This is a genomic window from Paramagnetospirillum magnetotacticum MS-1 (genome assembly GCF_000829825.1).
GTDB lineage: Bacteria > Pseudomonadota > Alphaproteobacteria > Rhodospirillales > Magnetospirillaceae > Phaeospirillum > Phaeospirillum magnetotacticum.
In genome coordinates this window covers 559,421-580,010 of sequence record NZ_JXSL01000030.1, presented here as the reverse complement: position 1 = coordinate 580,010, position 20,590 = coordinate 559,421, and the positions used below count along the sequence as shown (strand labels likewise).

The window sequence follows — 20,590 nt, the reverse complement described above, 5'->3', positions numbered from 1 at the left end:
GACTTATCTCTTCTTGTCGTCGGGCTCGCGGCCCTGGTTGAGAAAGGTGAGGATGGCCATGCTCACCAGCTTGGCGCGGTCCTCGTCCGACAGATGGTCGAGGATCTTGCGCTTGGCCCGGTGGACCTCCTGGGCGCGCTTGAGCAGTTCGGCGCGTTCGGAGCCGGGGGCGGGTTTGGTCATGGGTTTGGGCGCCGCGGCCGATTTCGGCTTGGCCTTGGGCTTGGATTTTTCCTCGGCGAACAGGGATTTGAGGAAGCCGAACATCACGAACTTTCCCCCAGCAGCGCCTTCAGCGCCACCTGATTGAGCTTGGCCCGCTCCTCGTCGGAAAGATTGGCCAGCACCGATTGCCGCGCCCGGTGCACCAGCATGGCCGAGCGGATCAACTGGGCCTTTTCCGGCGGCAGGCGCTTCATGCGTTCCTCCGCCTCGGCCAAGGCGGTGGCGGGGTCGCGTTCCTTTGCCCTGGGGGTGGATGCCTTCGGGCGCGCCACAGCATTGGACGCCGGGCGTTTCAACGCCTCGCGCGCCCGCTTGTCCAGGACCAGACGGGACAGCCAGCCGAGCATGGGCTTGAGTCTACTCCAAAGTGGTCAACCCAGATAGCGCCGCCGCAGATGGGCCTCGAACACCGCAGGGTCGAGGGGGCGTCCGGTGGCCTGGATCATCAGGTCGCGCGTCGACAGCTTTGAGCCCTTGGAATGGACATTGGCGCGCAGCCAGCCCAGCAGCGGCCGGAAATCACCCCCCGCCAGACCCTTCATCACTTCCGGGTCGGCATTGCGGGCCGTGTCGAACAACTGGGCGGCGGTCATGGCGCCCAGCGTATAGGTGGGGAAATAGCCCCAGGCGCCGCCATACCAGTGGATATCCTGAAGACAGCCCAGCCGGTCGTCGGGGGGCGTAATGCCCAGCAGCCGCTCATACCCCTCGTTCCAAGCCGACGGCAGGTCCTCCAACTCCATCCGCCCCTCGATCAGCGCCTTTTCCAGGCGATAGCGGATGATGACATGGGCGGGATAGGTGACCTCGTCGGCCTCCACCCGGATGAAACCGCGGCTGACCCTCTTGCCGCGCCGGTAGATGTTGTCGGGCTCCCAGGCCGGGCCCTCGGTGCCGAAGGTGCTTTTGAGCAGGGGCGAGAGGAAGCCCGCGAATTCCTCGGAGCGGCAGGCCTGCATCTCCATGAGCAGGCTTTGCGATTCGTGCACCACCATGCCGCGCGAACGTCCCACCGGCTGGGGCCGCCAATGGCCCGAAGGCAGGCCGAACTCGTAAAGCGCATGGCCGGTCTCGTGCAGCACGCCCATCATGGCCGGGGCGAAGTCGTCCTCGTTATAGCGGGTGGTGACCCGGATATCGCCGGGATAGCCGCCGCAGAACGGATGATGCGACACGTCCAGACGGCCGTGGCGGAAGTCAAAACCCAGAACCTCCATCAGGCGGATGCCCAGGGCCTTCTGCCGGTCGGTGGGGAAGGGGCCGTCCGCCGCGATGACCGGCGGGCGGGAATTCTGGACGTCCAGAACCTCGCCGATAAAGCCGGGTAGGAACTTTTCCAGCGGATCGAAGACCGCGTCGATTTCCGCCGAACGGCCCAGGGGCTCGTACTGGTCCAAGAGCGCGTCGTAGATGGAAACGCCCAGCGCGTCCGCCTTGACGTGGCCGACTTCGCGCACCAGACCCAGCAGGACCTTCATGGCGGGCAGCACGGCCTTGAAATCGCCCGCCGGGCGGGCCTGGCGCCAGACCATCTCGCAGGCGGATTCGGCCCGCGCCTGGGCATCGACCAGATCGGCGGGCAGGGCGCTTGCGTGAATCCAGTCGCGGCGCATCTCGCGCAGATTGGCCGCCTGCCACTCATCCAGCGGCTTGGCCGCCGCGCTTTCCAGGAGTTCGCCCATATCGGGCGCGGTGATCTGTTCGTGATTGATGCCGCGCAGGGTGGCGACTTGCTCGGCGCGCATCTCGGCGCCGCCCTCGGGCATCATGGTCGCCATGTCCCAAGACAGGACCGACAGCGCCTCGGCGACGGAGTTCATCTTGCGGAAGCGGGCTTCCAGGGTGGCGTAGGCCGGGTTGGTGCTCATGGGACTCACTTGGTGTCGAGGGAAAGGAAACGATAGACCATGGCCCTTGCCTTGGGGAATCGTATAATAACGAGGAAATTTCCGTGGGAGGAAAAGGAACCATCATGACCGCCAAACCCCGCTTCGCCGTCGTCCTTTCCGGCTGCGGCGTCTATGACGGCGCCGAGATCCACGAAGCCGTGCTGACCCTGCTGGCCATCGACCGACTGGGTGGCGTCTATCAGTGCTTCGCCCCCGACCGCGCCCAGATGCATGTGGTCAATCACCTGACGGGCCAGGAAGCCGCCGGAGAAAGCCGCAACGTCCTGGTGGAATCGGCGCGCATCGCGCGCGGCAATATCAAGGCGCTGAGCGAATTCGATCCGGCCGAATACGACGCCCTGATCTTTCCCGGCGGTTTCGGCGCGGCCAAGAATCTCTGCACCTTCGCCACTCAAGGTCCCGATTGCGCCGTGGATTCCGATACCGACAAGGCGGTCAGGGCCATGCACAAGGCGGGCAAGCCCATGGGTGCGCTGTGCATCGCCCCGGCCCTGATGGCCAAGATCTTTGGGCAAGGCATCGACGTCACCATCGGCAATGACCAGGGCACCGCCCAGGCTATCGAGGCCATGGGGGCACGTCATACCCAGGCCGGTCACGGCGGCGTGGTGGTGGACAAGGCACGCAAGGTGGTGACCTCGCCCTGCTATATGCTGGATTCCTCCATCTCCCAGATCGCCGACGGCGCCGAGAACACGGTCAAGGCCCTGCTGACGCTGATGGGCCGCTAAGGAAAATCGGGGCTTTCGCCCCGCACCCCGACCGGGAGGCCGAGGCCTCCCGGACCCTCCGCTTTTTTGAAAACGAATGGGGTTTGGGGCCTTAAGGCCCCAAGCAGGTTCGGGCGGCAGCCCGCAAGTCCCAAACACCGGAAGGAAAGTTTGCTCCATGGCCCGCAAGCGCAAGGGCGATCCCGTCGATGGCTGGCTGGCCATCGACAAGCCCTTAGGAATCGGCTCCACCCAGGTGGTAGCCAAGGTCAAGCGCATCCTCAACGCCGCCAAGGTCGGCCATGGCGGCACCCTGGACCCCTTGGCGTCGGGCATCCTGCCCATCGCGCTGGGCGAGGCCACCAAGACGGTGCAATACGTCATGGATGGGGCCAAGACCTACCGCTTCCAGCTGCGCTGGGGCGAGGCCACGGCCAGTTGCGACAAAGAAAGCGAGGTGATCGAGACGTCGCCGGTTCGCCCCAGTGCCGAGGCCATTCAGGCGGCTCTGCCCGGCTTTGTGGGCGAGATCGACCAGATCCCGCCCGCCTTTTCCGCCATCAAGATCGACGGCCAGCGTGCCTATGATCTGGCCCGCGCCGGGCAAGAGGTGGAGATCAAGCCCCGCCGGGTCGCCATCCACTCCTTCACCCTGCTGGGCCAGCCCGATTCCGATCATGCCGATTTCCAGGTCCATTGCGGCAAGGGCACCTATGTGCGTTCGCTCGCCCGCGATCTGGCCCTGGCGCTCGGCACTGTCGGGCATGTCTCGGTTCTGCGGCGTACCGCCTGCGGCCCGTTTACGGAGCAAAACGCGATTTCCCTTGAATCCCTGGAGGAGTTGAGTCAAGTTCCCGCCCCTTGGACCTTTCTGCTTCCCATCGAGACCGCGCTGGACGACATCCCGGCGCTGGCCCTGACGGAAAGCGAGGCCCGCCGCCTCCGAAGCGGTAATCCCGTGTCAATCTCGCACGTGGTTTCCCGGCACCCGCAGGCTGAACTCGTCGAAGGCACAGTGTGCCGGGCGATGCAGGCAGAGCGGCTGGTGGCGTTGGTTCGCATCGAATGCGGAGAAATCCGTCCGGTGCGGGTCATGAATCTCACCGAAGAATAGGAGTATACGATGTCGATCACCGCTGAGCGTACCCAGGAACTCGTCAAGGAATATGCGACCAAGGAAGGTGACACCGGCTCCGCCGAGGTCCAGGTCGCCATTCTGTCGGAGCGCATCCGCAACCTGACCGAGCACCTGAAGTCTCACAAGAAGGATTTCCATTCGCGTCGCGGCCTGCTGATCATGGTCGGCCAGCGTCGCCGCATGCTCGACTACCTGAAGGCCAAGGACAACAAGCGCTACGAGAGCCTCATTGGCCGCCTCGGACTGCGCAAGTAATCCCCGCCAGCAGACGATACGAAGGCCGGGCGTCGCCTGGAATGCACCCGCGCGGGGATGGCTCCGCGCGGGTGTCCGTATTTGAGCCGTTTGAAGATCGGCCAGTACGAGAAATTGACGCCGGGACCGACCGCAATCCGGCGGCGGTCCTAAACATAAGGAAGTGACTTACATGTCCATGTTCAATGTCCACCGCAAGGAAATCACCTGGGGCGGCCGCAAGCTGGTTCTGGAGACCGGCAAGATCGCCCGTCAGGCCGATGGCGCCGTGCTGGTCACTTATGGCGAAACCTCGGTTCTGTGCACCGTGGTCGGCGCCAAGAGCCAGAAGCCCGGCATCGACTTCTTCCCGCTGACGGTGAACTACCAGGAGAAGGCCTTTGCCGCGGGCAAGATCCCCGGCGGCTTCTTCAAGCGCGAGGGCCGTCCGAGCGAGAAGGAGACCCTGGTCTCCCGTCTGATCGACCGCCCCATCCGCCCGCTCTTCGCCGATGGCTTCCGCAACGAAGTGCAGGTTGTCTGCACCGTGCTCTCCCATGACCTCGAGAACGATCCCGATATCGCCGCCCTGGTCGGCACCTCGGCCGCTCTGACCATTTCCGGCCTGCCCTTCATGGGCCCGGTGGGCGCGGCCCGCGTCGGCTATGTGAATGGCGAATACGTGCTGAATCCGCTGGTCGGCGATCTGCCCAAGAGCGATCTCGATCTGGTGGTCGCGGGCACCGTCGAAGGCGTGCTGATGGTCGAATCCGAAGCCAAGCAACTGTCGGAAGACATCATGCTGGGCGCCGTGATGTTCGGCCACCGCTCGTTCCAGGCGGTGATCCAGGCCATCATCGAACTGGCCGAGGAATGCGCCAAGGATCCGTGGGATCTGCCCGAGCCCCCCGCCGAGGTGGCGGTGGTCACCGGTAAGTTCAACGATGCGGGCGTGCCCGCCGAACTGGCCGAAGCCTATAAGATCATCAAGAAGCAGGACCGTTACGCCGCCGTCGGCGCCATCAAGAAGAAGGCTCTGGCTCTGCTGACCGAGGCGGCCGAGATCGCCGTGGCCGGTGGCATCCTGAAGCACCTGGAAGCCGATGTGGTCCGTGGCAACATCCTGAAGACCGGCGTGCGCATCGACGGCCGCGACACCAAGACGGTGCGCGCCATCGAGGTCGAGGTCGGCGTTCTGCCCCGCGCCCACGGTTCCGCCCTGTTCACCCGTGGCGAGACCCAGGCCCTGGTGGTCGCCACGCTCGGCACCGGCCAGGACGAGCAGATCAGCGACCAGCTGGCGGGCGAATACCGCGAGCATTTCATGCTGCACTACAACTTCCCCCCCTATTCGGTGGGTGAAGCTGGCCGCATGGGCTCGCCCGGCCGCCGCGAGATCGGTCACGGCAAGCTGGCCTGGCGCGCCATGCGTCCGACCCTGCCGACCAAGGAAAGCTTCCCTTACACCATGCGCGTGGTCTCCGAGATCACCGAGTCCAACGGCTCCTCTTCCATGGCGACCGTTTGCGGTTCGTCGCTGGCCATGATGGATGCCGGTGTGCCCCTGCCCAAGCCTGTGGCCGGTATCGCCATGGGCCTGATCAAGGAAGGCAACGACTTCGCCGTGCTGTCCGACATCCTGGGTGACGAAGATCACCTGGGCGACATGGACTTCAAGGTGGCCGGTACCGTCGACGGCGTCACCGCGCTGCAGATGGACATCAAGATCACCTCCATCACCGAGGAGATCATGAAGATCGCCCTGGGTCAGGCCAAGGACGGCCGTATCCACATCCTGGGCGAGATGAACAAGGGCCTGGATCACGCCCGTGATTCGGTGTCGGGCAATGCTCCGCGCATCACCACCATCTCCATCCCCAAGGAGAAGATCCGCGAAGTCATCGGCACTGGCGGTAAGGTCATCCGCGAGATCTGCGAGCAGACCGGCGCCAAGATCGATATCGACGACGACGGCACCATCAAGGTCGCCTCGGTGGACGCCGATGCCGCCCAGCGCGCCATCGACTGGATCCGCGGCATCGTCGCCGAGCCCGAGCTGGGCGTGATCTACAACGGCAAGGTCGTGAAGGTCGTCGATTTCGGCGCTTTCGTGAACTTCTTAGGGTCGCGCGACGGCCTGGTCCACATCTCGGAACTGGCCCGCGAGCGCGTCGCCAAGACCGCCGATGTGGTCAAGCAGGGCGATGTGGTCAAGGTCAAGGTCCTGGGCTTCGACGATCGCGGCAAGGTGAAGCTGTCCATGAAGCAGGTGGATCAGACCACCGGCGAGGACATCTCCGCCCAGCTGGAAGCCGAGCGCGCCGCTTCCAAGCGCGAGCGTCACCACGAGGATTGATCCTCGCGGTAAGCTTTGAGGGAAAGGGCGCGGTTCCGACAGGGGCCGCGCTTTTTTCTTGGGCGCCTCCGCCCTACATTAAAGGCGAAGGAGAGAGCCCATGAGCGACAAAGTGGTGAAGACCGAGGCCGAGTGGCAGGCCCAGTTGACCCCTGGCCAATACGCCGTGACCCGGCAAAAGGGAACGGAGCGACCCTTCTCCGGCCAATACGACCATCATTTCAAGCCGGGCAAATACGCCTGCGTCTGCTGTGGTCAGGAGTTATTCCTGTCTGAGGCCAAATTCAATTCCGGCTGCGGCTGGCCCGCCTTCTCCATGCCCGCCTCTCCGCAAGCGGTCGCGGAAGAGAAGGACCGCACCCACGGCATGATCCGCACCGAGGTCCTGTGCGCCAAATGCGACGCCCATCTCGGCCACGTCTTCGACGATGGGCCGGGACCGACGGGGCTGCGCTATTGCATCAACTCGCTGTCGCTGAAGTTCGAGACGCCCTGAGCTTCAGGTAAAGCTCCTCCACCTTCTGCCGCGCCCAGGGGGTCTGGCGCAGGAATTTCAGGCTGGATTTGATGCTGGGATTGTTGAAGAAGCACTGCAGATTGATCTGCTGGCACAATCCGGCCCAGCCGTAATGCCGGACCAGGGTGGTCAGCACGGTTTCCAAGGTGATGCCGTGCAGTGGATTCTTGGGCTGTTGGCTGGTCATGGCCGCAGCATAATGCGTGCTGGTCGCATCCGTCCAATTGCATCCGCACCGATTTTGTCCTAACACGTCTCGGTGATCATCGTGGCGAAAGGGCCTTTTCCATGGCGGACGGACATTCCACTCCCGTGTTGGGCATCATCGGCGGTTCGGGCGTCTATGACATCGACGGGCTGACCAACAAGGAATGGCGGCGGGTGGAAAGCCCCTTCGGCCCCACCTCGGACGAGTTCCTGTTCGGCGAACTCAACGGCCAGAAGCTGGTTTTCCTGCCCCGCCACGGGCGCGGCCATCGCATTCCTCCGTCGGAACTGAACTTCCGAGCCAATATCGACGCCATGAAGCGGGCGGGTGTCACCGAGATCCTGTCGGTCTCCGCCGTGGGGTCGTTGAAGGAAGAACTGCCGCCCGGCACCTTCGTCATCGTCGACCAGTTCATCGACCGCACCTTCGCGCGCACCAAGAGCTTTTTCGAAAGCGGTCTGGTGGCCCATATCTCCATGGCGCACCCCACTTGCGGCCGTCTCGGCGATCTGGTGGAGGCGGCGGCCAAGGAAGCGGGCATCATCGCCGTGCGCGGCGGCACCTATCTGGTCATGGAAGGCCCGCAATTCTCCACCCTGGCGGAAAGCAATCTCTATCGCCAGTGGGGCTGTGACGTCATCGGCATGACCAATATGCCCGAGGCCAAATTGGCCCGCGAGGCGGAGATGTGCTACGCCAGCGTCGCCATGGTCACCGATTACGATTGCTGGCATCCCGACCATGACGCGGTCACCGTGGACGCCATCGTCAAGGTGCTGCTGGCCAATGCCGATCGCGCCCGCTCCCTGGTCAAATCCGTTGCCCCCAAGGTGACGGGGCGAAGCGCTCCCTGTGCCAAGGGCTGCCACACCGCGCTCGACAACGCCATCATCACCCATGGCGAGGTCCGCGACGCGTCCGTGGTGGGCAAGCTCGACGCCGTGGCGGGTCGGGTGCTGAAGGGTTAGGCATCGCCTAACCCCTAGGAGCAACGCGACGCGCGCCTTATGGCGCGAAAAGCCAAGCGGCCCTTCGGGGCCGCGCCCGGCGCTTGAGGGACGAAAAGGACTTATCATGAAGATCAACGGAACCTCTTACCGCACCATCTGGCTGGGCGCCGATGGCCGTGTGGTCGAGATCATCGACCAGACCCGCCTGCCCCATGAATTCGTGACGGTGGGGCTGACATCCCTCGACGACGCCGCCAAGGCCATCAAGGATATGTGGGTCAGAGGCGCGCCGCTGATCGGGGCCACGGCGGCCTACGGCATGGCGCTGGCCTGCCTGGAAGACGCCTCCGACAAGGGGTTGGCGCGGGCCTATGAGGTGCTGCACGTCACCCGGCCCACCGCCATCAACCTCAAATGGGCCTTGGACGAGATGATGGCGGTGCTGGCGCCGCTGGCGGTCAAGGACCGGGTCGACGCCGCCTACGGGCGCGCCGCCGAAATCTGCGACGAGGATTCCGAGCAGAACGCCCGCCTGGGCGCCTTTGGTGCCAAGATCATCGCCGAGCATCACAAGGCAAAGGGGCGCACCATCAACATCCTCACCCATTGCAATGCCGGCTGGCTGGCCACGGTGGATTGGGGCACGGCGCTGGCGCCCATCTACAAGGCCTTCGACGCAGGCATTCCCGTTCATGTCTGGGTGGACGAGACCCGGCCCAGGAATCAGGGCGCCAGCCTGACGGCGCGCGAGCTGAACTGGCACGGCGTGCCCCACACGGTGATCGCCGACAATACCGGCGGACATCTCATGCAGCACGGCATGGTGGATCTGTGCATCGTCGGCACCGACCGCACCACGCGCAACGGCGATGTCTGCAACAAGATCGGCACCTATCTCAAGGCCCTGGCCGCCAAGGACAACAACGTGCCCTTCTATGTGGGCCTGCCCAGCCCCACCATCGACTGGACCGTCGCCGACGGGGTCAAGGAGATCCCCATCGAGACCCGTTCAGCCCGCGAGCAGACCCATATCTTCGGCAAGACCGAGGACGGGGCGGTTTGCGAGGTGCAGGTCACTCCCGACGGCTCGGCGGCGGTCAATTACGGCTTCGATGTCACGCCGGCCCGTCTGGTCACCGGCCTGATCACCGAGCGCGGCGTGTGCGAGGCGTCGCCGGAAGGGTTGAGGGGGTTGTTTCCCGAGCGGGCCTGACTTTGGCGTCAGGCCTCGCCGGGGGATGCCCGCCTAGCGGACGGACGGAGCCAGAGCCCAATCAGAGAAGCCGCCCGAGGCCACGGGGGTGCGGCAAAAGGTGATGTCCCAGCCATAGGTGGAGATCCGGGGGTGGGTGGTGTCGAAGATGAAGGCGCCGTCCTTGATCACCGGCACGCCCTCCGAGGCGGTCAGGACGACCTTGTTGTCCACGCATTCCCGCGCTTCGGTGGTCTCGTGCCGGGTGGTGCGGACGACGGCCTTGTAATTGGCGTTGCGGTCCTCGAAGGCGGAGTCCGAGGACTTGCCGGGGAGGCTGTCTTCCAGATTGCTCATACGATGTCGGATGGCCTTGAGGGCCAGTTCCTTGACCATGCCGCTGACCATGCGGTTGGCGGGAGCGGCGGGGGCTGCGAAAAAGCTGTCCACGGCCGACAGGGTGCTTTCCACCACCGGGACCGGCAGCTTCATCTCGCGCCCCACATCCGAGGCGTCGCTGGCCTGGGACGGATGGGGCAGGCTGACGGCGAGGGCAAGGCCGAGGGCCAGGGGCAGAGTGGCTTTAAACGAGGGGGTCATGGGTCAATTCCTGCAGGTTGGTCATGGCCGCCAGGCGCCAAACGGGCCGCGGCACCATGGAAGATCGGCGCGAAGCGTGGCGACAATATGGCAAACCTCATTCCACGTTAACCCGGCGTTATAACCACCTCTGCTATTGGGTGAAGATTACGGCTTTCCCGAACTGGAATTGCTGCGCCGTGGTTTCCGCCGTCTCGTTTCTGACCCCCACCCAGATTTCCGCCCTGTCCGTCTCGGCGGTGCAGTCGCTGTCGTCCACGTCGCTGACCGCGCTGAGCGCCACTCAGGTCAAGGCCTTCACGGTCACCAGCATCCAGGCGCTGTCCTCCACCCAGATCAGCCAGTTGGGAACCACCCAGGCGGCGGCGCTGTCGACCACCCAGATTCAGGCGCTGTCCACCGTCCAGATGACCTTTTCCGCCACCCAGCTGGCGGTCTTGAGCGCGGCCCAGGTCGATGCCTTCCAGGCTGCCGAGATCTCGGTGCTGTCCACCTTGCAGATCCGCGGCCTGACCGTGACCGAGGTTGGCGCGCTGAATACCACCCAGGTGGGGGTCCTGGCCTCGTCGCAACTGGGGGCCTTGACCGCCACACAGGTGCGCGGCCTCAGCACGACCCAGTTGAATACGGTCACCACCACTCAGATGGCTGGGTTTTCCACCACCCAGCTTGCCGCCTTGTCCACCACCCAGATCACCGCGCTGGCGACCACCAATCTCGCCGGGCTCTCCACCACCCAGGTGACCGGCCTGTCGTCGGCCGGCGTGGCCGGATTGTCCACCACCCAGTTGAACGCCCTGGCCTCGACCCAGTTGTCCCAGATGACCGTCAGCCAGGTTGCCGGGCTGTCCACCACCCAGGTGGCGGCCATGGACACCACCCATCTGAACGCCCTGACCGCGACCCAGATCGGCGGGCTGAGCGTGACTCAGGTCCGCTCGCTGACGACCACCGTGGTTGCGGATTTGACCTCGACCCAGGTGGCGTCCCTGTCGGCGGCCCAGATCGTCGCGCTGACCACCACCCAGGTGGCGGGCATGGAGACCACCGATCTGGCGGCCCTGACCACCACCCAGGTGGCGGCGCTGGAGCGCACCGATCTGGGGGCCGTCACCACCACCCAGATTACCAGCCTGACCACCACGCAACTGGGCGCGCTGACCGCCACCAATGTGACCGGCCTGTCCACCACGCAGATCACCGCGCTATCGACCACCCAGCTCGGTGGTCTGGGCAGCACCCAGATCGGCGCATTGACCGCCACCCAGATCGGCGGGCTGACCACCACGGGGATGGGGGGGCTGTCGACCACCCAGGTCAACCAATTGTCGGGGACGGCGCTGCAGGCCTTGTCCACCACCCAGGTAAACAATTTCACCACCACCCAGATGGCGGGGCTGAACATCTCGCAGGTGGCGACATTGACCACCACCCAGCTGGCCGCCGTCACCACCACCCAGTTGTCGGCTCTGACCACCACCCAGATGGTGCGGCTGACCTTGACTCAGATGGCGGGTCTTTCCACCACGGATGTGGCGCAGCTTTCCACCACCCAGTTGGGAGCGCTGAGCGCCACGGCCATCGTGGGCCTTTCCACCGCCCAGTTGGGCCAGATTTCCACCACCCAGGTCAACAACCTGACCATCACCCAGATCGGCAGCCTGACGGTGACGCAACTGAGCGGGCTTTCCACCACGCAGTTGTCGGCGGTCTCCACCACCCAGTTGGCCCGCCTCAGCGTCAGCCAGATGCGTGGGCTGAACACCACCGACATGGGGGCGCTCAGCACCACGCAGCTGAGCGGGCTGACAGCAACCCAGATGAGCAGTCTGACGTCCAGCCAGGTGGGGGCGCTGTCCACCACCAATCTGGGGGCATTGTCCACAACCCAGTTGGGCGGACTGGCCTCGGGCGTGTTGGTGGGCATGACCTCGACCCAGCTGACCTCCCTGACCTCGACCCAGATGATCGGGCTGTCCACCACCCAGGTCCGGGGGTTCACCGCCACCCAGCTGGGGCAGTTCACCACCACCCAGGTCGCCGCTCTGTCCACCACGCAGGTGGCGGGACTGACCACCACCCAGATCAACGGCCTGGGCACCACCACTCTCAACACCTTATCGACGACCCAGTTGCTGGCACTCAGCGTCCTGCAGGTGGCGGCGCTGTCGTCCTCGGGTCTGGCGGGATTGAGCACCACGGATCTGGGGGCGCTGTCGACCACCCAGATGACCGGGCTGGAGACCACGGATATCGCCGCCCTGGCATCCACCCAGCTCACGGCGCTGTCCACCACCCAATTGGGGGCGCTGACCGCCACCCAGTTCGGCGGTCTGGTCACCTCGGCCATCACGGCGCTGTCGACCACCCAGATCAATGCCCTGACCGTGACCCAACTGGGCGCCTTGACCTCGACCCAGACCGCGGTTCTGGACACCACCGATCTGGCCCAGCTTTCCACCACCCAGATCTCCAGGCTGAGCGCGACCTCGGCCGCGGCCATGACCACGACGCAGTTGAGCGGGCTCACCTCGACCCAGATGGGCGGATTGGCGGCCCTGTCCTTCGCGGCGCTGTCGACCACCGATCTGGGGTCGCTGTCCACCACCCAGATCAGCGGCGTCGCCGCCTATCAGCTGGCGGCGCTGACCACCACCCAGGCTCCCGGCCTGTCGACCACGGCGCTTGGCGTCTTCAGCACCAGCCAGATGGCGGGATTGTCGGCCGCTGGTCTGGCGGCGCTTTCCTCGACACAATTGAACGCCGCCTCCACGACCCAGCTGGCGGCTCTGTCGTCGACCCAGACAGCGCGGCTGACCACCACGCAGGTGGCGGCTCTGAACACGACGGGTCTGGCGGCTTTGACCACCACTCAGGTGGCGGCGCTGTCCACCACCCAGGCCGCCGCCATCACCACCACCGGTCTGGTCGAGCTTTCGACCACTCAGCTGGGCAGCCTGAAGACGGCGGCCATCAGCCTCCTGGCCACCACCAAGGTGGCGGCACTGTCCACCACCCAGGTGGCGGGGCTCTCCACCGCCACCTTGGCGGTTCTGAGCGCCAGCGGCATCGGAGCGCTGTCGACGACCCAGGTCAGCCTGCTTTCCACCACCCAGTTGGCGGCTATCCCCGTGGGCACGATACGCGGCTTCACCTCCACCGAACTGGCGGCGCTGACCACCACCCAGGTGGGCGGCATGGCTACGACCATGCTGGGTGCGCTCAGCGGAAGCCAGATCAACGGGCTGTCCACCACCGCCGTGGCGACGCTCTCCACCACCCAGTTGGGCGGATTGGTCACCGCCCAGTTGTCGGCCCTGTCCACCACCTTGCTGAGCGGCCTGTCCAGCACGGGGATCGGGGCCTTGACGGCGACCCAGATCCGGGGTCTGTCGACCACCAATCTCGGCACCCTGTCCACCACCCAGCTGGCGGTGCTATCGACCACCCAGATGGCGTCGCTGTCCACCACCCAGGTTCTGGGACTGTCGACCACCACCTTGGGGCTGCTGAGCACCACCCAGGTGTCGGGGCTCAGCCAGGGGGCCTTGACCGCTCTGACCACCACTCAACTGACCGGTGTGACCTCCACGGCCATCGGGGCGATTTCCACGACGGGAATCGCCCAGTTGAGCTCGTCGGTGGTCAGTGCCCTGACCACGACCCAGGTGTCGGGATTGTCCACGACCCAGCTGTCGAAAATATCCACCACCTCCATCCAGGCATTGACCACCACGTCGCTGACCGGTCTTTCCACCACCCAACTGGGCGGACTGACCGCTACGCAGACCGCGATTCTGAGCACGACCCAGGTGGGCGGGCTGACTTCGACCGAGATCTCGGCGCTCAGTACGACCCAGATGATCGCCTTGACCGCGACCAGCCTTTCCGCGCTTTCCACCACCCAATGGCGCGCCCTGTCCACCACCCAGATTGCCACCCTCTCGGCCGCCCAGGCCCGCGGTCTGGATTCCACCGATCTCGCCGCCTTGTCCACGACCCAGATGGGCGGACTGACCTCCACCGCCCTGGGCTTCTTGTTGTCCACCGCCGTGGCGGGCCTGAGCTCGACCGCCCTGGGCAGCCTGTCCACCACCCAGATTTCGGGGCTGTCGGCCAGCACCATGGTGGCGCTTGGCACGACTCAGCTGCAGGGAATTTCCACCACCCAGCTGGGGGCGCTTTCCACCACTCAGGTGAGAAGCCTGAGTTCCACCGGAATTGCGGGGCTGTCCACCACCCAGTTCGGCGGGGTCACTTCGGCACAGTTGGGAACGCTGACCACCACCCAGTTGGGGGCGCTTGGCACGACCAGCGTGGTGGGGCTGACCACCAGTCAGATGGATGGATTGACCGCCACCCAGATGACGGCCATCGCCACCACCGGCGTGGCCCTGCTCAGCACTACCCAGATTCTATCCCTGAACGCCACCCAGGCAGGGGCCTTCACCTCGGCCCAGGTGGCGGCCATGAGCACGACCCAGATTGACAGTCTAGTGTCGCTGTTCTAGCGAACCGATACGCGGTCGACCACCCATTTGACGCCGTCGAAGCCGCGCACGAAATCGGCGGCCTTTTCCGCATCCGCCCTGGAACGGGTGGTACCTTGCAAGAAGGCGACGCCGTTGACCATGCGGATCACATAGGCTCCGCTGATGCCGTCGTCACCAAGCAGCCCGGCATAGATGCGCTGTTCCAGATTGGCATCGGGCACGTAATTGGGATGGCCGGGATTTTCGGTCAGGACCAGATCGTCAAAGACCTGGGAGACGCCTTCGACACTCCGGGCCGTCTCGGCGGCGCGGCGGCGCTGGTCGGGCTTGGCGACGGCGCCGGTCAGCAGCACGCCGCCATCCCAGGCGCGGACGGACACGCCCTTGAAGGCTTCGCGGTCCGATTGGATCAGCAGGGACTGAACCTTCTTTCCCACCGAATCGTCCCAATTGCGTTCGGCCCTGGGGCGCACCACCCGGCCCTGGGCGTCCACGCTGACATCGCCGCCGCGCGGCGGGGCGCTCACGGTCGGGCCGCCCTGATCGGGCGTACAGGCGATCAGGCCCAGCAGGCCGAAGCAAAGGCAAAGGGCTTTAGCGGGTCTGTTCATTGGTTGCCTCGCCATCGTCTTCGATGACCGCCTCGGTGGCGGCGTCCAGATGCCTGCCGTGGCGGAAGCGGCGGAACAGCCATACACCCATCACCCCGGAGGTGACGAACAATACCACGCTGGCTCCGATGCGGAACACTGGATCCACCTGGATACCGCTGCCCAGCAGCGCGAAGACGACGGTCTGGGGCAGGTAGCCCAGCATGGACCCTAGAAAAAATGGCATCGGCCGGACCCCCGCCACGCCAGCGGCCAGATTGGTGACCAGATTGCTGCCCACCGGCAGCAGACGGATCAACAGCGTCATGGCGAAAGCGTTGCCAGCCAGAAAGGCGTCGAGGCGCGCCACGCGCTCGGGGTAGCGGGTGGTGACGAAGTTGCGGCCCATCAGGCGGGCATAGAAAAAGGTGATGACGCAGCCGATCAGGGAGGCCAGGCTGGACCACAAGAGCCCCTCGGCGAAGCCGAAGGCATAGCCTGCCAGAAAGCAGACCCCCTGACGCGGCAGGCCGACACAAACGGCCAGGGCGCCGATCAGGACGAACAGGACGTCGCCCCGCAGGCCCTGACCCTTGACCTCGGAATCAATCCAGTGGGTGTCGAGCGCATCGCGCAGACCCAGATGGTCCAGCACGAAGCCGATCACCGCGAAGGTCGCGATCAGCACCAGCCCCTTGGCCATGGCGCGGGGATTGAGCAGCGGGTGTGCGTGGCGGGAAGCGTTAGTCAAGGGTCTCGACCACCGGGTTACGCGCCCGGCGCATCAGCCACATGACCCCGAACAGATCGACGATGCCCACCCACAGGCGGTTCCACACCCCGTATTTGGAGGTGCCGCGCTCGCGCGGGCGGTGATTGACCTTGACCACCTCGACACTGCCGCCCGAGCGGATCACCAGGGCGGCCATGAAGCGGTGCATATGGTCGAAGCGCGGCAGATCCAGGAACAAATCGCGCGGCAGCAGCTTGATGCCGCTGCCCGAATCCGGGGTGCGGTCCTTGAGAAGCTTGGAGCGGATGGCATTGGCCAGCTTGGAGGACAGGCGGCGGATGCCGTCGTCGCGGCGATTGGCCCTCCAGCCGGTGACCATCAGCCCGGCCCGGACATGGTCGGGTTGCGAACGCCAATGGGCCAGCATGGCGGGCAGGTCGGCCGGATCGTTCTGGCCGTCGCCGTCCAGGGTACCGATCAGCTTGCCCGAGGCAAAACGCACGCCGGTGGCGACCGCCTGGCTTTGGCCGCAACTGGTCTTGTGGCGGACGACCTTGAGGCGGGGATGGACGGCCTTGGCCTGATCCAGCACCTGGAACGTGGCGTCGTCCGAGCCGTCATCCACATAGACCACCTCGAACTCCACCTTGCCCTGAAGGGCCATGTGGATCTCGTCGAGCAATGGCAGGATATTCTCGGCCTCGTTCTTGACCGGGACGACCACCGACAATTCCGGCACGGTTAGGCTGGTCACGACAGGCCCGCCCGCCCCATCTCCAGGAATTTATCGCGGCGCCGTGCCCGCAACACGCCGCCTTCGACGCCGGACAGGTCGCGAAGCGCCGAGTCCAGGGCCATGGACAGGGTCTGCATCATCAGGTCGGGATTGCGGTGAGCGCCGCCCATGGGTTCGGGCACCACGGAATCGATGATGCCCAGCTTGTGCAGGTCCTGGGCGGTCAGGCGAAGCTGTTCGGCCGCGTCCTTGGCGTTCTCGGCCGAGCGCCACAGAATCGAGGCGCAGCCCTCGGGGCTGATCACCGAATAGATGGCGTGTTCGAGCATCAACACGGTATTGCCGGTGGCCAGGGCGATGGCGCCGCCCGATCCGCCCTCGCCGATGATCACCGAGATCAGCGGCACACGCACATTCAGGCAGGTCTCGATGGAGCGTGCGATGGCCTCGGCCTGACCGCGCGCCTCGGCATCGACGCCGGGATAGGCGCCAGCGGTGTCCACCAGGGTGATGATGGGCACCTGGAAATGGTCGGCCATCTCCATCAGGCGCTTGGCCTTGCGATAGCCCTCGGGCTTGGCCATGCCGAAATTGTGCTTCAGGCGGCTTTCGGTGTCGTGGCCCTTTTCATGGCCGATGACCATCACCGAGCGCCCCCGCAACCGTCCCAGCCCGCCGATGATCGCCTGATCCTCGGCGAAGGCGCGATCACCCGCCAAGGGGGTGAAGTCCTCGATCAGCGTCGAGATATAGGCCAGCGTGTGCGGACGCTCGGGGTGGCGGGCCACCTGCGTCTTTTGCCACGGCGTGAGCTTGGCGTAGGTCGAGCGCAGCAGCTTGTCGACCTTTGCCTGGAGCTTGGACACCTCGTCGGCGATGTTGACGTCGCCGCCATCGGACAGGTGCCGCAGCTCCTCAATCTTGCCCTCGAGCTCGGCGATGGGCTTTTCGAATTCAAGGATATGCATGGAGGAAACTCATACAGGCAGAGGGGCTTCGGAGCAAGGGCTCAAGAAACTACAAGGCACGTCGCGCGATGAAGTCCAGAATCTTCTTGGACGCGCCATGCTCCCACAAATCGTTGTGGCCCGCTTCGGGAAGGAAAAGCCCTTCCTTGATGGTGTCGGCGGCATTCAGTACCGCGTGGCCCATGATCACTGGCACGAGTGTATCCTTGCCGCCATGGACCACCAGCAGCGGCACGCGCAGGCTGGGCGCCTTGATCAGGTTGTCGTAACGGTCCCAGGTCAGCAACTGGGCCAGCGGGGGCAGCACATAGGCGGGCGCCAGATCGGCCAGCGAGGTGAAGGGGCTTTCCAGCACCACCATCATCACCTCGTACCGGATGGCCATTTCCATGGCGATGCCCGAGCCCAGGGATTCTCCGTAAAGGACCAGGCGGCGCGAGGAGACGCCCTGGCCGATCAGCCAGCGCATGGCCGCCTCGGCATCGGCGTAAAGCCCCCTTTCGCTGGGGCGTCCGGCATTGCCGCCATAGCCCCGGTATTCGACCAGAAGAACTCCCATCCCGGCGTCGAGAAAGGCGCGGGCCTTGTGTGCGCGGTCGGCCAGGGTGCCGGAATTTCCGTGAAAGAAGACCACGGTCGGGCGGCCCGGGGACCTGGGGGCGGCATACCAGCTCGTGGCGATCCAGCCATCGGCGGATTTGATGGGGACCGGCACCATCTCGGGCAGCCCGGCTTCGTCGGGGCGGGTGCGGGTCTTGCCGGGATGGTAGATCATGTCGCGCTGCATCAGGGCGACGAAACCGACCAGCAGCAGGTACACCCCGCCCAGGCCCAGCACCGTCTTGACCATGATCATCAGCACGAAGCGTATCCTTTCCCAAGAAGGGCGGGCCCCAAAAAGGTTGGGGCCCGCGAACGGCTTCGCGGGCCCCGGTCTTCCCACTTAACGTGGAGTATTAGCCGCGATTCATGCGGCTGTCGATGAGGTCATCGACCACCGTCGGATCGGCCAGCGTCGAGGTGTCGCCCAGCGAGCCGAAATCGTTCTCGGCGATCTTGCGCAGGATGCGGCGCATGATCTTGCCCGAACGGGTCTTGGGCAGGCCCGGCGACCACTGGATCAGGTCGGGGCTGGCGATGGGGCCGATTTCCTTGCGGACCCAGTTGACCAGTTCCTTACGCAGATCCTCGGACGGCTCCTCGCCCTGAATCAGGGTGACATAGGCATAGATGCCCTGGCCCTTGATGTCGTGCGGATAGCCGACCACGGCGGCCTCGGCCACCTTGGGATGGGCGACCAGGGCGGATTCCACCTCGGCGGTGCCCATGCGGTGACCGGACACGTTGATCACGTCGTCGACGCGGCCGGTGATCCAGTAATAGCCGTCCTCGTCGCGTCGCGCGCCGTCACCGGTGAAGTACATGCCCTTATAAGTGGCGAAGTACGACTGGATGAAGCGGTCGTGATCGCCCCACAGGGTGCGCATCTGGCCGGGCCAGCCGGGCTCGGCCAGGCAGAGGTTGCCCTCGGTGGCGCCTTCCAGGGTCTTGCCCTCGGCATCGACCATCACCGGCTTGACGCCGAAGAACGGGCGGGTCGCCGAACCGGGCTTGAGCGCGGTGGCGCCCGGCAGCGGGGTGATCAGGATGCCGCCGGTCTCGGTCTGCCACCAGGTATCCACGATGGGGCAGCGGTTGTCGCCCACCACGCGGTGGTACCAGGTCCAGGCTTCCGGATTGATGGGCTCGCCCACCGAACCCAGCAGACGCAGGGACTTGCGGCTGGTCTTCTTGACCGGCTCCTCGCCTTCGCGCATCAGCGAGCGGATGGCGGTGGGCGCGGTGTAGAAGATGTTGACCTTGTGCTTGTCGACCACATCCCAGAAGCGCGACACGGTCGGGTAGTTGGGAATGCCCTCGAACATCAGGGTGATGGCGCCGTTGGCCAGCGGACCATAGACGATGTAGGAGTGACCCGTGACCCAGCCCACATCGGCGGTGCACCAGTAGACCTCGCCCTCGTGATAGTCGAAGACGTATTGATGGGTCATGGAGGCATAGACCAGATAGCCGCCGGTGGTGTGAACCACGCCCTTGGGCTTGCCGGTCGAGCCCGAGGTGTAGAGCAGGAACAGCGGGTCTTCCGCGCTCATCTCGACGGGGGTATGGGTCGGCGAGGCCTTGGCGACGATGTCGTGGTACCAATGGTCACGCCCCGTAACCATGTGGACGTCGCCACCGGTACGCTTGACCACGATGACGGACTTGCACGACCAGCAGGTCTCCAGCGCCTTGTCGGCATTGACCTTCAGCGGAACCTTGCGGCCGCCGCGCAGACCTTCGTCGGCGGTGATCAGCAGCGAGGAATCGCAATCCTGGATGCGGCCGGCCAGGGCGTCGGGCGAGAAGCCGCCGAACACGATGGAATGGACCGCGCCGACGCGGGCGCAGGCCAGCATGGCCACCGCGGCTTCGGGGATCATGGGCAGATAGATGGTGACGCGGTCACCCTTCTTCACGCCCAGATCGGTCATGGCATTGGCCAGACGGCAGACGCGCTCGTGCAGATCGCCATAGGTGATGTGGGCGGACTCGTTGGGGTCGTCGCCTTCCCAGATGATGGCGGTCTGGTCCCGGCGCTTGGCCAGGTGGCGGTCCAGGCAGTTGGCCGACACGTTCAGGGTGCCGTCCTCGAACCACTTGATGCTGACGTCGCCGGAATAGGAGACGTTCTTCACCTTGGTGTAGGGCTTGATCCAGTCGATGCGCTTGCCATGCTCGCCCCAGAACCCGTCAGGGTCCTTCACCGAGCGCTCATACCATGCATTGTACTTATCATTATCGATGAGAGCGTTCTTCGCGGTCTCAGCGGGCACAGGATAGACCTCGGACATCTTGGGGGTGTCTCCCTTTTCTGATTGACCCGCGTCCATTTGTTGGCTGGCGCGGGATGTTTCCCCAGGTAAGCAGGCTGACGATTATGTTCGAGTCGCCACGACGACACAAGCCCGCTCAAAGGGGTAGGTGCCA

General features: G+C 65.0%; 19 protein-coding genes. 8 read left to right on the top strand and 11 right to left on the bottom strand.

Translation table 11 applies throughout. From position 1 onward, the window contains the following. Positions 1 to 3 precede the first annotated feature (3 nt). The 3 genes from CCC_RS15300 to CCC_RS15290 are packed head-to-tail and all read right to left on the bottom strand — an operon-like array spanning position 4 to position 2,093. Positions 4 to 267, bottom strand: a complete 264-nt coding sequence (locus tag CCC_RS15300) for a hypothetical protein (protein WP_009870470.1) — start codon at positions 265 to 267, stop codon at positions 4 to 6. Beyond that, complete coding sequence (locus CCC_RS15295; RefSeq protein ID WP_009870469.1) at positions 267 to 572, bottom strand: hypothetical protein; 306 nt, start codon at positions 570 to 572, stop codon at positions 267 to 269. The genes CCC_RS15300 and CCC_RS15295 overlap by 1 nt, the downstream gene beginning before the upstream one ends. A gap of 24 nt (positions 573 to 596) precedes the next feature. Beyond that, on the bottom strand, positions 597 to 2,093 hold the full coding sequence (locus tag CCC_RS15290; RefSeq protein WP_009870468.1) for a carboxypeptidase M32: 1,497 nt from the start codon (positions 2,091 to 2,093) through the stop codon (positions 597 to 599). Positions 2,094 to 2,197: 104 nt separating this feature from the next. On the opposite strand from CCC_RS15290, the gene elbB reads away from it, so the two are divergent. From elbB to msrB, 5 genes are all read left to right on the top strand, one after another. Then, positions 2,198 to 2,866, top strand: coding sequence for an isoprenoid biosynthesis glyoxalase ElbB (gene elbB, locus CCC_RS15285; RefSeq protein WP_009870467.1), 669 nt, complete (start codon positions 2,198 to 2,200; stop codon positions 2,864 to 2,866). Between the two features lie 157 nt (positions 2,867 to 3,023). After that, positions 3,024 to 3,959 carry a tRNA pseudouridine(55) synthase TruB gene (gene truB, locus CCC_RS15280; protein WP_009870466.1) on the top strand — a complete coding sequence of 312 codons (936 nt, stop codon included), beginning with the start codon at positions 3,024 to 3,026 and terminating at the stop codon, positions 3,957 to 3,959. Positions 3,960 to 3,968: 9 nt separating this feature from the next. After that, positions 3,969 to 4,238, top strand: a complete 270-nt coding sequence (rpsO, locus tag CCC_RS15275) for a 30S ribosomal protein S15 (protein ID WP_009870465.1) — start codon at positions 3,969 to 3,971, stop codon at positions 4,236 to 4,238. Positions 4,239 to 4,410: 172 nt separating this feature from the next. Next, on the top strand, positions 4,411 to 6,573 hold the full coding sequence (pnp, locus tag CCC_RS15270; RefSeq protein ID WP_041042005.1) for a polyribonucleotide nucleotidyltransferase: 2,163 nt from the start codon (positions 4,411 to 4,413) through the stop codon (positions 6,571 to 6,573). A gap of 100 nt (positions 6,574 to 6,673) precedes the next feature. Further along, positions 6,674 to 7,069 (top strand): peptide-methionine (R)-S-oxide reductase MsrB, encoded by a 396-nt coding sequence (gene msrB, locus CCC_RS15265; RefSeq protein ID WP_041042003.1) that lies wholly within the window; start codon positions 6,674 to 6,676, stop codon positions 7,067 to 7,069. On the opposite strand, the gene CCC_RS15260 is transcribed toward msrB, so the two are convergent. Continuing rightward, complete coding sequence (locus CCC_RS15260; RefSeq protein WP_041042001.1) at positions 7,035 to 7,277, bottom strand: VF530 family protein; 243 nt, start codon at positions 7,275 to 7,277, stop codon at positions 7,035 to 7,037. The genes msrB and CCC_RS15260 overlap by 35 nt on opposite strands. A gap of 101 nt (positions 7,278 to 7,378) precedes the next feature. Between CCC_RS15260 and CCC_RS15255 the strand changes: the two genes are divergently transcribed. Then, complete coding sequence (locus tag CCC_RS15255) at positions 7,379 to 8,266, top strand: S-methyl-5'-thioadenosine phosphorylase (RefSeq protein WP_041041999.1); 888 nt, start codon at positions 7,379 to 7,381, stop codon at positions 8,264 to 8,266. 106 nt (positions 8,267 to 8,372) lie between these two features. Next, the gene (mtnA, locus tag CCC_RS15250) at positions 8,373 to 9,461 is read left to right on the top strand and encodes an S-methyl-5-thioribose-1-phosphate isomerase (protein WP_009869874.1); all 1,089 of its coding nucleotides are present in this window, start codon (positions 8,373 to 8,375) and stop codon (positions 9,459 to 9,461) included. 33 nt (positions 9,462 to 9,494) lie between these two features. Here mtnA and CCC_RS15245 read toward each other — a convergent pair whose 3' ends face one another. Then, positions 9,495 to 10,040 (bottom strand): hypothetical protein, encoded by a 546-nt coding sequence (locus CCC_RS15245; RefSeq protein WP_041041997.1) that lies wholly within the window; start codon positions 10,038 to 10,040, stop codon positions 9,495 to 9,497. 179 nt (positions 10,041 to 10,219) lie between these two features. Here CCC_RS15245 and CCC_RS15240 point away from each other — a divergent pair, with 179 nt between their 5' ends. Then, on the top strand, positions 10,220 to 14,551 hold the full coding sequence (locus CCC_RS15240; RefSeq protein WP_009869876.1) for a beta strand repeat-containing protein: 4,332 nt from the start codon (positions 10,220 to 10,222) through the stop codon (positions 14,549 to 14,551). Here CCC_RS15240 and CCC_RS15235 read toward each other — a convergent pair. The 6 genes from CCC_RS15235 to acs all read right to left on the bottom strand — a co-directional run bounded on the left by CCC_RS15235 (position 14,548) and on the right by acs (position 20,454). After that, the gene (locus CCC_RS15235) at positions 14,548 to 15,144 is read right to left on the bottom strand and encodes a BON domain-containing protein (RefSeq protein ID WP_041041994.1); all 597 of its coding nucleotides are present in this window, start codon (positions 15,142 to 15,144) and stop codon (positions 14,548 to 14,550) included. The genes CCC_RS15240 and CCC_RS15235 overlap by 4 nt on opposite strands. Continuing rightward, positions 15,128 to 15,874: a TVP38/TMEM64 family protein gene (locus tag CCC_RS15230; protein WP_236686397.1), complete on the bottom strand. Its 747-nt coding sequence runs from the start codon at positions 15,872 to 15,874 to the stop codon at positions 15,128 to 15,130. Before CCC_RS15230 ends, CCC_RS15235 begins: the two co-directional genes overlap by 17 nt. Then, entirely contained in the window at positions 15,867 to 16,610 is a 744-nt protein-coding gene (locus tag CCC_RS15225) for a glycosyltransferase family 2 protein (protein ID WP_009869880.1), read from the bottom strand. The genes CCC_RS15230 and CCC_RS15225 overlap by 8 nt, the downstream gene beginning before the upstream one ends. Beyond that, positions 16,607 to 17,560: an acetyl-CoA carboxylase carboxyltransferase subunit alpha gene (locus CCC_RS15220; protein ID WP_009869881.1), complete on the bottom strand. Its 954-nt coding sequence runs from the start codon at positions 17,558 to 17,560 to the stop codon at positions 16,607 to 16,609. Before CCC_RS15220 ends, CCC_RS15225 begins: the two co-directional genes overlap by 4 nt. 49 nt (positions 17,561 to 17,609) lie before the next feature. Further along, the gene (locus CCC_RS15215) at positions 17,610 to 18,416 is read right to left on the bottom strand and encodes an alpha/beta hydrolase (RefSeq protein ID WP_236686419.1); all 807 of its coding nucleotides are present in this window, start codon (positions 18,414 to 18,416) and stop codon (positions 17,610 to 17,612) included. Positions 18,417 to 18,516: 100 nt separating this feature from the next. Beyond that, positions 18,517 to 20,454 carry an acetate--CoA ligase gene (gene acs / locus CCC_RS15210; protein WP_009869883.1) on the bottom strand — a complete coding sequence of 646 codons (1,938 nt, stop codon included), beginning with the start codon at positions 20,452 to 20,454 and terminating at the stop codon, positions 18,517 to 18,519. Positions 20,455 to 20,590: the final 136 nt, after the last annotated feature.

Bases quoted from the DNA above. Each gene is read 5' to 3' on its own strand.
- CCC_RS15300 (WP_009870470.1), bottom strand. From the start codon at position 267: ATGTTCGGCTTCCTCAAATCCCTGTTCGCCGAGGAAAAATCCAAGCCC.
- CCC_RS15295 (WP_009870469.1), bottom strand. From the start codon at position 572: ATGCTCGGCTGGCTGTCCCGTCTGGTCCTGGACAAGCGGGCGCGCGAG.
- CCC_RS15290 (WP_009870468.1), bottom strand. From the start codon at position 2,093: ATGAGCACCAACCCGGCCTACGCCACCCTGGAAGCCCGCTTCCGCAAG.
- elbB (WP_009870467.1), top strand. From the start codon at position 2,198: ATGACCGCCAAACCCCGCTTCGCCGTCGTCCTTTCCGGCTGCGGCGTC.
- truB (WP_009870466.1), top strand. From the start codon at position 3,024: ATGGCCCGCAAGCGCAAGGGCGATCCCGTCGATGGCTGGCTGGCCATC.
- rpsO (WP_009870465.1), top strand. From the start codon at position 3,969: ATGTCGATCACCGCTGAGCGTACCCAGGAACTCGTCAAGGAATATGCG.
- pnp (WP_041042005.1), top strand. From the start codon at position 4,411: ATGTCCATGTTCAATGTCCACCGCAAGGAAATCACCTGGGGCGGCCGC.
- msrB (WP_041042003.1), top strand. From the start codon at position 6,674: ATGAGCGACAAAGTGGTGAAGACCGAGGCCGAGTGGCAGGCCCAGTTG.
- CCC_RS15260 (WP_041042001.1), bottom strand. From the start codon at position 7,277: ATGACCAGCCAACAGCCCAAGAATCCACTGCACGGCATCACCTTGGAA.
- CCC_RS15255 (WP_041041999.1), top strand. From the start codon at position 7,379: ATGGCGGACGGACATTCCACTCCCGTGTTGGGCATCATCGGCGGTTCG.
- mtnA (WP_009869874.1), top strand. From the start codon at position 8,373: ATGAAGATCAACGGAACCTCTTACCGCACCATCTGGCTGGGCGCCGAT.
- CCC_RS15245 (WP_041041997.1), bottom strand. From the start codon at position 10,040: ATGACCCCCTCGTTTAAAGCCACTCTGCCCCTGGCCCTCGGCCTTGCC.
- CCC_RS15235 (WP_041041994.1), bottom strand. From the start codon at position 15,144: ATGAACAGACCCGCTAAAGCCCTTTGCCTTTGCTTCGGCCTGCTGGGC.
- CCC_RS15220 (WP_009869881.1), bottom strand. From the start codon at position 17,560: ATGCATATCCTTGAATTCGAAAAGCCCATCGCCGAGCTCGAGGGCAAG.
- CCC_RS15215 (WP_236686419.1), bottom strand. From the start codon at position 18,416: ATGATCATGGTCAAGACGGTGCTGGGCCTGGGCGGGGTGTACCTGCTG.
- acs (WP_009869883.1), bottom strand. From the start codon at position 20,454: ATGTCCGAGGTCTATCCTGTGCCCGCTGAGACCGCGAAGAACGCTCTC.